Genomic DNA, 13,336 nt, shown 5'->3' on the forward strand with positions numbered 1-13,336 from the left:
GGAATCGCGGTACGCGCGATGCCGTGCCGGTTGGCGGCGCACAGCGCCGCGACGCTCCCCCAGTCGACCTTCGGCCGACAGCGTCCTGCAATTATGGACTCGCTTCGCGAGCGTTATTGCTGGCTCGCTATCGCTCGCTCCTCGCCTAAAAACAGTCCACTGGACTGTTTTCTTCACGGCTCGGCCTATCCGAGGGGGCCGCGGCTCCGCCAGCAACGAAGGCACTTCTGGGCATGAAGCGAGCGACAGCAAGCTGACAGCACAGCATCACGAGACAGCGCGATTCCGATACCTCGGACTGTGCAACTCATACACACCAAAATGCGAAGAGCCCGTATAGCCGGCTACGGCCGAGTGGCAGCGGGTTCCGGAGCCGGGGCGCCGTGCTGGCGGAATTCCATGGGGGACATGCCGGTTTTGCGCTTGAAGGCGGCGCAGAAGGCGCTCGGATCGGTGAAGCCGCATTCGTCGCACAGCTGCTTGAGCGTGGCGTCGGAGTTGAGCAGCAGGTATTTGGCGGCGTGCATGCGCGAGTCGATGATGTACGCGTGCGGCGTGTAGCCGGTTTCCTTCTTGAACACGCGGATGAAATGATATTCGCTCATGTATGCGAGCCCGGCCAGCTCCTCGATCGGCAGCGGTTCGCTCAGATGGTTCGCGATGTACGAGAGCACGTGTTCGATGATGTGCGGCTGGCGCTGCGGCGACGGCGTGCTGTCGGACGCGGCCACCGCGAATTCGGTGAGGATGTCGGTGATGTGCTTCGCCATTTTCGGCTCGGACACGCGCTGCTGCGTGTGGAACGTGGTGAAGATGCCCGATAGGCGGGTCAGCGCATAGCTCGGGTCGCGCAGCGAGAACACGGTGCCGAGCTTGCCGTTGATGAGCTCGAAGTAGGCGCGCGCCTGCGGGCCGTCGAAATGCAGCCACAATACGTCGCTGTCCTCGATGGCCCGGTAGGAATGATGCTGATAGCAGTCGACGAGCACGAAGCTGCCCTCGCCCGCCCGCTGTTCGCCCTGCTCGCCCTGTTCGGTCGACACGGCGAACGCCCCGCGGCGGATGGCCATGAGCAGGAAGCTGTCGAACGAGCTGCGCTCCTGCCGGTAGCCCTGCTCGTAGCGGAACGATCCGACGCGCAGCGGGTAGAAGAACGTGCGCAATGCGGTTTTGCTCGGCGTGTAGATGTAAAAATCCGAACCTTCGTTGAGAATGTTGTGCTCTGCCGGCTTCATTGCTTGTGTCCCTTCCCGCTGGACGTATGCGACCGCATGCGACGGTGCTTCATGCGGCGGTGCATTGTTTGGCAATAATTCTACATCCACGGCAACGTTTCGACACTCGCACGGCCGCGATTATTGACCGCAATTTTTATCTATCTGAGGGCAGGAAAACTCGAAAGAAGCCGTATAGCGGCGATTTAGACTATAGGCAAGTAATCAATACATTACGCATCATGCGGAACTGAAAAGCCGCATGGTTTCCAATGAAGGAGCAGCAATCATGGCCGTCACGATCAAGGACACCGTCGTCACGATCCCCACCTACGAGATCGGCGCGGCGGACAAGAACCCCGAATTCATCGAAAAGCGCGTCTATCAGGGCAGCTCGGGCCGCGTCTACCCGTACCCGGTCATCGAGACCATCAGCGACGAGAAGCGCGACAAGGCCTACAAGGCCGTCATCATCGAAAACGAGTACCTCGAAGTGACCGTCCTGCCCGAACTCGGAGGCCGCATCCAGTACGCCAAGGACAAGACCAACAACTACGACTTCGTCTACCGCAACGACGTCATCAAGCCGGCGCTCGTGGGACTCACCGGCCCGTGGATCTCCGGCGGCATCGAATTCAACTGGCCGCAGCACCATCGCCCGACCACCTACCTGCCGGTCGACTACAAGGTCGAGGACCTGCCCGACGGCGGCAAGGCGGTGCTGTGCCACGACACCGACCAGATGTACGGCACGCAGGTCGTCACCAAGATCGCGCTGCACCCGGGCAAGGCGTACATCGAGATCACCGCGCAGCTGTACAACGGCACCGCGCTGCCGCAGACCTTCCTGTGGTGGGCCAACCCGGCCGTGCCGGTCAACGAGCATACCAAGACCGTGATGCCGCCGGACGTGACCGCCGTCATGGATCACGGCAAGCGCGACGTTTCGCGCTACCCGATCGCCACCGGCACCTACTACAAGCACGACTACTCCGAGGGCGTCGACATCGGCCGCTACAAGAACGTGCCGGTCCCGACCAGCTACATGGCCGCGCACTCCGACTACAACTTCGTCGGCGGCTACGACTTCGGCGTCGGCGCGGGCATCCTGCACGTGGCCGACCACCACGTCTCCCCGGGCAAGAAGCAGTGGACGTGGGGCAACGGCGACTTCGGCCGCGCATGGGACCGCAACCTGACGGACGCGAACGGCCCGTACGTCGAGCTCATGACCGGCGTGTTCACCGACAACCAGCCCGACTTCACGTGGCTCAAACCGTACGAGGGCAAGACGTTCACCCAGTACTTCATGCCGTACAAGGGCGTGGGCCAGGTCAAAAACGCGTCCATCAACGCGGCCGTGAACCTCGAAATCGGCCCGCAAGACACGTTCGGCGCGGCCGGCGAAACCGAAGGCATCGAGGCGCAGGGACTCGTCGCGGGCCAGGGCCGCGTCACCGTGTACGCGACGAGCGTGTACGAGCAGGCGACCGTCACCGTCACCGACAACCGCACCGGCGCGACGCTGTACCAGTACACCGGCACGATCAGCCCGAACGACATCGTGCGCGCCGAATTCAGCACCGGCGACGCCAAGCCGACCGACATCACCGCCACCGTCGCCTCCGCCGACGGCACGGTCCTCATCGACTACACGCCGCAGCCGAAGAAGATCGACAAGCTGCCCGAGCCGGCCAAGGCCGCCGACGAACCGGCCAAGATCGCCACGAACGAGGAGCTGTTCCTCGCCGGCACGCACCTCGAGCAGTACCGTCACGCCACCTACATGCCCGACCCGTACTATCTCGAGGGCCTCAAGCGCGACCCGCTCGACGCGCGCATCAACAACGCGTACGGCCGACTGCTGCTGCGCCGCGGCGACTTCGCCGGCGCGGAGCAGTACTTCCGCAACGCGATCAAGCGTCTCACCAAGCACAACACGCAGCCGTACGATTCCGAGCCGCACTACAACCTCGGCCTCGACCTGTTCTACCAGGGCGAATACGACAAGGCGTTCGACGCGTTCTTCAAGGCCACGTGGGACGACGCGCAGAAGGAGCGTTCGTTCTTCTACATGGCCGCCATCGCCGCCCGCCGCGGCGACTGGACCGACGCGCTCGAGTACGTGGACAACGCGCTGACCCGCAACACGATGAACATCAAGGCCCGCGGACTGCGCGCCTACGTGCTGCGCAAGCTGGGACGCGCGGACGATGCCGCCGCGGCGCTCGCCGAGAACCTCAAGATCGACGAATTCGACTTCGTGTCCGGCAACGAGCGCGTGATCGCCGGCGCCGATCCGGCCGAACTCGAGGGCCTTATGCGCGGCTTCCACGAGAACTACCTGCAGGCCGCCCGCGACTACGCGCTGTTCGGCGCGTACGAGGAGGCGCTCGCCCTGCTCGCCGAAACCGACCAAACGAAGCCGATGGTCAAGTACTACGAGGGCTACTATCTCGCGCAGCTCGGCCGCGCCGGCGAGGCGAAGGGGGCGTTCGAGGCCGCCGAGGCCGCGCCGAGCGACTACTGCTTCCCGAACAAGCTCGAGGACATCGCGCCGCTGGAACTCGCCATCAAGACGGTGAACGGAGCGAAGGCCCCGTATTACCTCGGCTGCCTGTACTACGACAAGACGCTCGCCGACCGCGCGATCGCCCTGTGGGAATCCAGCCGCGACCTCGACCCGGGCTTCCCGACCGTGCACCGCAACCTCGCGCTCGCCTACTACAACAAGCGCGGCGACGCGGCGGCCGCCCAGCGCGAAATCGAAGAGGCGTACCGTCTCGACGAGTCCGACGCGCGCGTGTTCCTCGAAACCGACCAGCTGCACCGCAAGATCGGTTGGACGTACGCCCAGCGCCTCGCCGAGTTCGACAAGCACCTCGACGTGGTGGCCGAACGCGACGACCTGTACATCGAATACCTGACCGTGCTCAACCTGACCGGCAACTACGCGAAGGCGTACGAGCTCATGGGCAAGCGCCGCTTCCACCCGTGGGAGGGCGGCGAAGGCAAGATCACCGCGCAGTACCGCATCGCGCTCACCCTGCTCGCCAAGGACGCCATGGCCGCCGACGACTGGACCCGCGCCAAGGAACTGCTCACCCGCGCGCTGCGCTACCCCGAGAACCTCGGCGAAGGCAAGCTCGAGGGGCAGAAGGACAACGACCTGCACTGCTACCTCGGTCTGGTCGAACGCGAGCTCGGCCACGAGGACGAGGCGCGCGCCGAATTCCGCAAGGCCACCATCGGCCCCGACGAGGTGAAGGGCGCGATGTACTACAACGACCAGCCCGCCGAAATGATCCTCTTCCAGGGACTCGCCCACGCGGCCCTCGGCGAGACCGGCCAGGCCAACGCCCGCTTCTACCGTCTGCTTGACTACGGCGAGCAGCACCTCGACGACCAGGTCAAGATCGACTACTTCGCCGTCTCGCTGCCCGACTTCCTCATCTTCGAAAACGACTACACGAAGATGAACCGCATCCACTGCCTCTACCTGATGGCCCTCGCCAACATCGGCATGGGCGAGCAGGTGCAGGCGGCGAAGTTCTTGCACGACGCGCTCGCGCTGGATCCGAGCCACATTCAGGCGAACCTGTTCGCCGACGAGCTGGCCAACCGCCACGTGCTGTGACGCCGGCTGATGCGGCGGCCGATGGGCCGATGCACTGAGACTGCGGCTGGGCCGGTGATGTCCGTCCGGTGGACGGATGTCGCCGGCCCAGCCGCGTCATACGTGCGCCTGCGCATGACGTGGCGCTTGTGTGATACACCGGTAGACCATATACTGTTGACTGAAGATGCGCGGCCGGCCGTGACGATCGGCCCGGACCGCGCGAACAGCCGATCAACGATGAAACGATAACCATACCCAACAGAAACGGAACGCAACGATGACCGTTACCATTGCCAACGCAGGATTTGAATCGGCCGACGAGAACGGCGTGATCCAAGGATGGACGACGACGCGCGCGATCCACGCGTCGGGCCAGCCCGGAACCGCATACGCCGGCACGCGCTCGCTGCTCATCGACCGTGAGAACAGCGACGTGTTGCTGTCGCAGGACATCACCGCCGAACCGGGCGTCTACGACCTGAGCCTCATGGTATGGGCGAACGGCCCGCTCAAGGACAGCCGGTTCGAGGCCAACGGCGAGGCCGTGCCGGTCGCCAGCGCCGGCGCCGTGCAGATCGACGGCGAGAAGACCTGGGACGAAATCCGCATCGAAGGCGTGCGCGTCGAATCGGACGGCGAACTCGACGTGCGCATCTACGTCGAGCCGATCGCGTCGCCGGACTTCGTCGGCTATATCGACGAGGTCGCGATCGAGCGCGTCGGCGATCTCGCTGCGGCGGACGGCGCGTCTGCCGCGCCCGGTGATCCCGGTTCGGCCGGCACGCCGATCTGGCAGCCGGTCACGGTGCGCGGGGGAGACGCGCAGGACCAGCGCATCCGTATCGACGGATTGGAGGACGGCTACTACACGCTGACCGTGATGACGCGCAACCTAGGCGGATGGCGACAGTGCTACGTGTATGCCGGGTCCGAACCGGGAGATCCGGACGGGGCCGGTGATTCGTGCGCGACCGATCCGTCGCAGGCCGACGTGCGTCGCGCCGCCGTGCCGCGCAACGCGTTCCGGCCGCAGGACAAGGACAAGTGGAAGCGCGTCACCGTGCGCGGCATCGTCGTCAACGGCGGCGGCCTGACCGTCGGCGTGCACGCGGAAGGCGAGTCCGGCGTCGTCTGCGAATTCGACGACTGGAGGCTGGAACGCGACGCGCGGCAGGACGGCGAACCGTACCGGCTGTACATCGGCGGCGACATCACCGAAGTGCCGTACGTCGTCGATCAGGGCGGCATCTTCCGCGACGAACAGGGCGCGCCGGTCGACCCGATCGCGTTCGCCGGCGCGAACGGCTGGAACATCGTGCGCATCCGCGTCTTCAACGAAACCGGCAAAGGCCACGGCGGCGACGGCTGGTACATCCCCGGCGGCTATCACGAAGTCGCCGACGGGCTCAAACTCGCCCGGCGCACCAAGGCCGCCGGCATGGCGATCCAATGGTCGTTCCATTACAGCGACACGTGGACCAACCCCGGCATCCAAATGGTGCCGCATGCCTGGCAGCGCAAGATCGAAGGACTGCCGCAGCACGAAGCGGTGGACGTGCTCGAACAACTCGTCTACGAGTACACCGCCGACACGCTCGACCGGCTCAACGCGCAGGGCACCACGCCCGAATTCGTCTCGATCGGCAACGAAACGCGCTCCGGCATGCTGCTGCCGTACGGTTCGCTCGACCACTGGGACGCGCTCGCCCGCTTCTACAACGCCGGCGCGCGCGCCGTGCGCGAACTGTGTCCGGACGCGAAGATCATCATCCACGTCGACGACGGCGGCAATACGCGGCGCTACATGGAATACTTCGGCGCGGCCCGCGACCACGGCGTCGACTACGACGTGATCGGCTCGTCGTTCTACCCGTTCTGGACGCAAAAATCAGCCAGGCAGTTCGCACAGTTCGCCACCAAGGTGACGCATGAGTTCGGCAAGCCGATCATGATCATGGAAACCGGCTTCAACTGGACCGGCAACAACGGCGCCGGATACCCCGGCCAGCTCACCAACAACGGCCCGTACGGCGGTCCGGACACCAGCTCGCCCGAACTGCAGCGCGACTTCCTGATCGACCTGTTCAACGAACTGCGCGGCGTGCCCGACGGCATGGCCATCGGCGACCTGTACTGGGATCCGGTGATGATCTACGCAAACGGCAACGTGCACTGGTCGTACCGCGAAAGCGACGACCTGCCCGGCGGCAACGTGGTCGACAACACCGCGCTGTTCGACTTCGACGGGCGCGCGCTACCTGCGTTCGACGCGTACCGGTACAACGGCTGACCGGTGACATAGGCGTAAGGCATAGCCGACGTTGGCGCGCAGACGATGGACGATCGTCTGCGCGCCAACGCGTATGTGGCGATGCGTATGCGGCAAACGCCGGTAGGTCAACGATCATACGCAAGCAACATTTTGATATCTGCTGGCAATTTCTCGAGTGGAGCCGACGCGGTTTGACGGTATAGTAAAAACCAAGAGGAACACCACAAACCGCATCGAAGACGTGCGGACCCCTTGCGAAGGAGCAAAAGAATGAACAGCAGGAAAATCATAACGGGAGTGGCCGCAAGCGCCGCGTTGGCAACCGTGCTCGCCGGATGCGGCGGCACGACCCAGGCCGGAGCCACCGACAAGAACGGCAAGCCGCTCGTCGAGGTCATGGTGGTCACCCGCTCCGAAGTCCGGTCCCTCAAGGATCTGGCATGGACCAAGAAGCTTACCGCGGCGTGCGACTGCACGATCAAATGGTCACAGGTCGGCGGCACCGCGTGGACGCAGCAGAAGAACCCGATGCTCGCCTCCGGCTCCGTGCCGGACATCTCCATCGCCGCGTTCGACCCGTCCGACGCCGACCAGATGCCCCAGTTCGAGGAGCTGACCCAGCATCTCGACCAGATGCCCAACGTCAAGGAATTCCTCGAGACCAAGCCGAACGCCAAGAAGCTCGTCGCCAACCCCGAAGGCAAGGTGTACGTACTGCCCTCCGACCGTGGTGAACAGTACTACGGCTCCGGCCAGCACATGCTCATCAACAAGACCTGGCTCGACAAGCTCGGCCTGCAAATCCCCAAGACGTGGGACGAGCTCGAGCAGGTGCTCGAGGCATTCAAGACGCAGGATCCGAACGGCAACGGCAAGGCCGACGAAATCCCGATGAACATCGTCAAATTCGACTCCTCCGGATTCGGCCCGAGCTGGTACAACCCGTTCTTGTTCCTCAACTCGCTGGGCATCGTCACCCACTTCAACTCGGGCGCCTCCCAGCAGGGCATTTACGTCAAGGACGGCAAGGTCGGTAACTTCATGGCCACCGACGAGTTCAAGCAGGTCGTCAAGTACCTGCACGAGCTCATGAGCAAGGGACTCATCCCGTCCGACGCGATCACCAAGGCCTCCGAAAAGTACACGGCGGAACTCAAGTCCGACGGCAAGACCGCGCAGGTCGGCGTCGCGTTCGCCTACGCGGCCACCGACTTCGGCGACCTGGGCGACCAGTACGTGGCCATGCCCGCCCCGGCAGGCCCCGGCATGTCGGCCGACGACGTGACGTGGGACGGTTCGGTGGAAACCACCATGTTCGCCAACAACCGCGTGGCCGTGAAGAAGGACGCGCCCAACATGGAGCCCATCCTCAAGATCGTCAACGCCCTGTACGACCCGGAAACCACGCTCGAACAGATCTACGGCGCGGTGCCCGAATACATGACCAAGGAATCCGACACCAAGTACAAGCTCACCGACGCCTACTACGACTCGTGGAACGACGATGGCAAGAGCCCGTCGCTCGGCGGCGAAAGCGCGGCCGGCTGGGTGCCCGACGGCATCACCGTCGACAACGTGAACTTCCTCGAATCGTTCCGCAAGGCCGACGACGTGTACGCCGAACAGTACAAGCACTTCGACCTTACCAAGGACGTGCTGCCCGACTACGTGCGCCCCGACGAAACCGACTCCACGACGATCTCCAACAACGACACGCAGATGTTCGACTACGCGATGCCGGTGATCTCCCGCTGGATCGTTTCCGGCGGTGTGGACGGCGAGTTCAGTGACTTCGTTGCCAAGCTCAAGCAGCTCGGCATGGACGACAACGTCGCCCTGTGGCAGAAGTGGTACGACAAGTACACCAAGTAAGCCGCGTCGCTCCCGTCATCCCAATCGTCAACCGCAACCGGCCGCGCGTGCGCGCACCTCGCGTCGCGCGGCCGAACACTGTCGCGATCATCAACGCTGCCATCAACGCAGCCAATCATCAATCAATCGTCAACCAACAATCAACCAACATACGCAACCAAGCGAGGCAACATCATGAACCACGTCGTCGACCTGACCAATTTCGTCAAACGTCCCATCCGACCGTTCGACATCGTCGACCGCACGCGCAACACCAACCCCAACGGCGACTCGATCGACTTCACCAACTACTACATGACGCTCAACGGCAAGCCGTTCTTCGGCGTGAGCGGCGAATTCCACTTCTCCCGCATGGACGAGTCGCGCTGGGACGACGAGCTCGCCAAATGCGCGGCCGGCGGCGTCAACGTGATCGCCAACTACGTGTTCTGGAACCACCACGAGGAAATCGAAGGGCAGTGGGACTTCACCGGCTCGAAGAACCTGCGCAGGTTCACCGAACTGTGCGCCAAGCACGGCATGTACATGATCCTGCGCATGGGCCCGTTCGACCACGGCGAAGTGCGCAACGGCGGCGTGCCCGACTGGGTGTACGGCAAGGACTACGAGGCCCGCTCGCTCGACGCCGGCTGGCTCGCCGAAGTGCGCGAACTGTACACGAAGATCCACGAGCAGGTCGACGGCCTGCTGTTCGACCAGGGCGGCCCGATCATCGGCGCGCAGCTCGACAACGAGTACATGCACTCGTCCGCGCCGTGGGAAATGACCACCGGTATCTCCGACGAATGGGTGCCCGGCGGTTCCGACGGCATCGCCTATCTTGAGGCGCTGCGCGGCATCGCGCACGAAGTCGGCATCGACGTGCCGTTCTACACGGCCACCGGCTGGGGCGGCGCGCCCGTGCCCGACGACGTGCTGCCGCTGTGGGGAGGCTACGCGTACCGCCCGTGGCTGTTCTACGCGCACGGCGGCGACCATCCCGTCACCGACGAATACCTGTACCGCGACTTCCACTCCAACGACTGCCCGCGCGGCGACGAATTCGACCCGAGCTACCAGCCCGAGGACAAGCCGTACGCGTGCTGCGAAATGGGCGGCGGCATGACCAACTCGTACAACTACCGCTTCGTACTGCCGATGAAATCCGTCGACGCGATGACCAACATCAAAATGGCGTCCGGCTGCAACTTCCTCGGCTACTACATGTACCACGGCGGCACCAACCCGACCGGCCACGGCGTCTACCTCAACGAAGGCCAGGTGCCGAAGAAATCCTACGACTATCAGGCCGGGCTCGGCGAATACGGACAGGTGCGCGAATCGTACGGCCGCATGAAGACGCTGCACTACTTCGGCTCCACGTTCGCCGAACGGTTCGTGCCGATGGACGTCGTCGTGCCCGCCGATCAGGCCGGCATCAAGCCGACCGACCGCGAACCGTTGCGCTACTGCGTGCGCACCGACGGTCGGTCCGGATTCGTGTTCGTCAACAACTTCCAGGACCACGACGAGATGACCGCCAAGCACGACGAGACGATCGAGATCGCGCTCGCCGACGGCAGCCACGTGACGTTCGACGGCATCGGACTCGCGCCGGAGGAGAACTGCGTGCTGCCGTTCAACATGGACCTCGACGGCGTGACGCTCACCGCCGCGACCGTGCAGCCGATCACCGCGATCACGCTGCCGGGCGCCGCGCGACGCACGTTCGTGTTCCTGCGCCCCGACGGCATGGACCGCGCGTGGATGCGCTTCGCCGACGGGACCGTGATCGACGTGGACGGCGAAGCCGATTTCCAGAAGTTCACGGTGGGCTCCGGTTCCGGTGCGTCGGTCGACGTGGTCGTGCTCAGCCGCGCCAAGGCCGACCGGCTGACCGTGATCGACGGCGAGGCGCTCGTGTTCGCGCCGGGCGCGGCGTACCGCAACGGCGACGAGATCCGCGTCGAATCGAGCGACGGTGACATTCGCGTGGAAACCTACCCGGCCGGCTACCTCGCCTCCGGCAACGGCGAGACGGACGTCATGGACGGCGAGTCGCCGCTCGGCTCGCTCACCGTGTCGGTGCCGTCGGTGCACGTCGAACCGAAGGTCGAGCAGCTCAGCGACAAGCGGTACGCCATCACCCTGCCCGAGGGCTTCATGGACGGCGACCATGTCAAGGACGCGCTGCTGCAGGTGCGCTACATGGGCGACATCGGTTGGATGTTCGCGAACGCGGAGCTCCTGAGCGACAACTTCTGCAACGGCGACGTATGGGAGATCGGCATGAAGGAGAACGCCGCCCGGGTGCGCGCCGCGGGCAACCGGCTCGTGTTCGTGATCACGCCGCTCAAGAAGGGCGTGAACGTGAACGTCGACTCGCCGATGGCCGCGCGCATGGAGCACGCCGACGAGCAGATCGCCGCGCTGGAGTCCGTGGGCGTCAAGCCGGTGTACGAAGTGGCGTTCCGCAAGGCGTGAGCGGTATGAGCGGCGTAAGCGGCGTGACGGTGCGGGCCGTGCTGTGGGATCTGGACGGCACGCTGGTCGATTCCGATCCGATGTGGGTCGCCGCGGAACGGCGCTGCGCCGAACGACACGGGGTCGCGTGGAGCGACGGGCTGTCCCGTCGCCTCACCGCGGCTCCGTTGCCCGTATGCGCGTGCGTGCTGCGCGAGGCCGGCGTGCAGGAGACGGACGATCGCATTATCGACGCGCTGATTGCGGACGTGACCGGCCAGTATGACCGTTTCCCGGCTTCGGTGCCGTGGACGCCGGGCGCGTGGGAGCTCATGACTGCGCTGGTGCGGGCCGGGATTCCCTCGGTGCTGGTGACCGGGTCGCCGCGTTCGCTGGCCGAACGCGTGGTAGCGGCCGCGCCGGGCGGCGCGTTCGTCGGCATCGTCAGCGGCGATGACGCGCTCGCGCACAAGCCGGACCCGGCGCCGTACGCGGCGGGCGTGAGGCTGTTGGGCGGCGGCGTCTCGCCGGGGGAGTGCCTCGCCTTCGAGGACTCCGCCTCAGGCATCGCCTCCGCCAAGGCTGCGGGCGTGCGCGTCATCGGCGTCAGCGCCTGCGCGCGGGTTCCTCTGGACCCGGCTACCGTGGGATGCCCGGTCGTCGATGACCTGCGAGCGCTCGGTTCGCTCGGCCCGCTTGGTCCGCTCAGCTCAGCAACGCCGCGATGAGCGCGATAAAGACCGGGCTGGTGAGCGTCGAGATCAGAATGCCGTCTCGCGCGAACGTGAGGCCCACGTTGTAGCGCGCCGCGTAGTTGTACACGTTCTGGCCGGTCGGCAGAGCGGCGAGCACCACGCACGCGTACAGCACGTTGCCGCGGAAGCCCATCACGAAGTACGCGAGCAGGAACGCGATGATCGGCATAATGATGTTCTTCAGGACAGCCACCGTGAAGATCGCCGGCACGTCGCCCTTCTGCTGCAACGGCTTCGTGCCGTGCAGCGACATGCCGAACGCCATCAGGATCATCGGCACCGCGGACTCGCCGATCATGTTGATCGGGTCGTACAGGAAGTTCGGGATGAACCAGCCGGTCTTCGCATTGATCGCAGACAGCGCGATGCCCAGCAGCGAGCCGATGAGCAGCGGCTGGTGCAGCGGCTGCGTGAGGATCGCCTTGGCCGACACCTTGCCCTTGGTGGTCACGTCGAGCGCGGTCAGGCCGATCGGCGTGAATAGCGCCTGCTGCATGACGAGGATCGGCGCGACGAGCGCGCCGTTGCCGAGGATGTACGTGGCGATCGGCAGGCCGATGTTGTTCGAGTTGAGATACAGCGAGTTGAGCGAGCCGATGATCGCGTCCGGCGCGCTCATGTGGAAGAACATGCGGTTGAGCAGCAGGAACACCACGCCGACCAGCATCGCGGAGAAGAACGCCACGATGATCGACGAGTGGAAGATGTCGAAGATCGGCTCCTTCGACAGGATCGCGAACATCAGGCACGGGCTCGACACGAAGAAGCTGAAACGATTGAGCACCATCTGCGCGCTCGAGCCGCCGATCTGCATGCGCGCGGCGATGTACCCCGCCAGAATCACGATGCCGATGACGCAGAACCCCTCCATTGCGCTCAACAAACCCGCCATAATCCCTGTCCCTCTTTTCTGCCGTATTCGGCCCAAACCGCCGCATGCGTCGCGGGCGCCGCGCCGGCAGACCCCGCGAACCTGAAACCTATCCCATACTGCCACACCCCGTCTAATTGGAGAACTCATCGCAGAACGCGGCAGTTTGACGATCGAGAGGCTGAATTCGTTCCGTGCTGATGTCAGTTTGACGATCGAGAGGCTCTTGAGGCGTGATAGTGCATGTTGCACGGGCCTTCACACACCAATTTCCGCCCCTTCCAGGCGGGG

At 64.6% G+C, this 13,336-nt stretch carries 7 protein-coding genes; 5 read left to right on the top strand and 2 right to left on the bottom strand.

The features are described 5' to 3' along the window. Positions 1-344 precede the first annotated feature (344 nt). Positions 345-1,235 carry an AraC family transcriptional regulator gene (locus KIH79_RS11870; protein WP_219059571.1) on the bottom strand — a complete coding sequence of 297 codons (891 nt, stop codon included), beginning with the start codon at positions 1,233-1,235 and terminating at the stop codon, positions 345-347. A 268-nt stretch (positions 1,236-1,503) separates the two neighbouring features. On the opposite strand from KIH79_RS11870, the gene KIH79_RS11875 reads away from it, so the two are divergent. The 5 genes from KIH79_RS11875 (at position 1,504) to KIH79_RS11895 (ending at position 12,147) form a co-directional block, all read left to right on the top strand. Further along, positions 1,504-4,851, top strand: coding sequence for a DUF5107 domain-containing protein (locus tag KIH79_RS11875; protein ID WP_219059572.1), 3,348 nt, complete (start codon positions 1,504-1,506; stop codon positions 4,849-4,851). A 259-nt stretch (positions 4,852-5,110) separates the two neighbouring features. Then, positions 5,111-7,123, top strand: coding sequence for a glycoside hydrolase family 53 protein (locus KIH79_RS11880; protein WP_219059573.1), 2,013 nt, complete (start codon positions 5,111-5,113; stop codon positions 7,121-7,123). A 252-nt stretch (positions 7,124-7,375) separates the two neighbouring features. After that, complete coding sequence (locus KIH79_RS11885) at positions 7,376-8,977, top strand: extracellular solute-binding protein (protein WP_219059574.1); 1,602 nt, start codon at positions 7,376-7,378, stop codon at positions 8,975-8,977. 174 nt (positions 8,978-9,151) lie between these two features. Further along, positions 9,152-11,440, top strand: coding sequence for a beta-galactosidase (locus KIH79_RS11890; protein ID WP_219059575.1), 2,289 nt, complete (start codon positions 9,152-9,154; stop codon positions 11,438-11,440). 5 nt (positions 11,441-11,445) lie between these two features. Continuing rightward, positions 11,446-12,147: an HAD family hydrolase gene (locus KIH79_RS11895; protein ID WP_219059576.1), complete on the top strand. Its 702-nt coding sequence runs from the start codon at positions 11,446-11,448 to the stop codon at positions 12,145-12,147. Here the strand turns inward: KIH79_RS11895 and KIH79_RS11900 are convergent. Beyond that, a complete protein-coding gene (locus KIH79_RS11900; RefSeq protein ID WP_219059577.1) occupies positions 12,125-13,066 on the bottom strand; it encodes an AEC family transporter in 942 nt (313 codons plus the stop codon). The genes KIH79_RS11895 and KIH79_RS11900 overlap by 23 nt on opposite strands. Between the last annotated feature and the right edge of the window lie 270 nt (positions 13,067-13,336).

Origin of the sequence: Bifidobacterium miconis (genome assembly GCF_019331735.1) — a bacterium.
GTDB lineage: Bacteria > Actinomycetota > Actinomycetes > Actinomycetales > Bifidobacteriaceae > Bifidobacterium > Bifidobacterium miconis.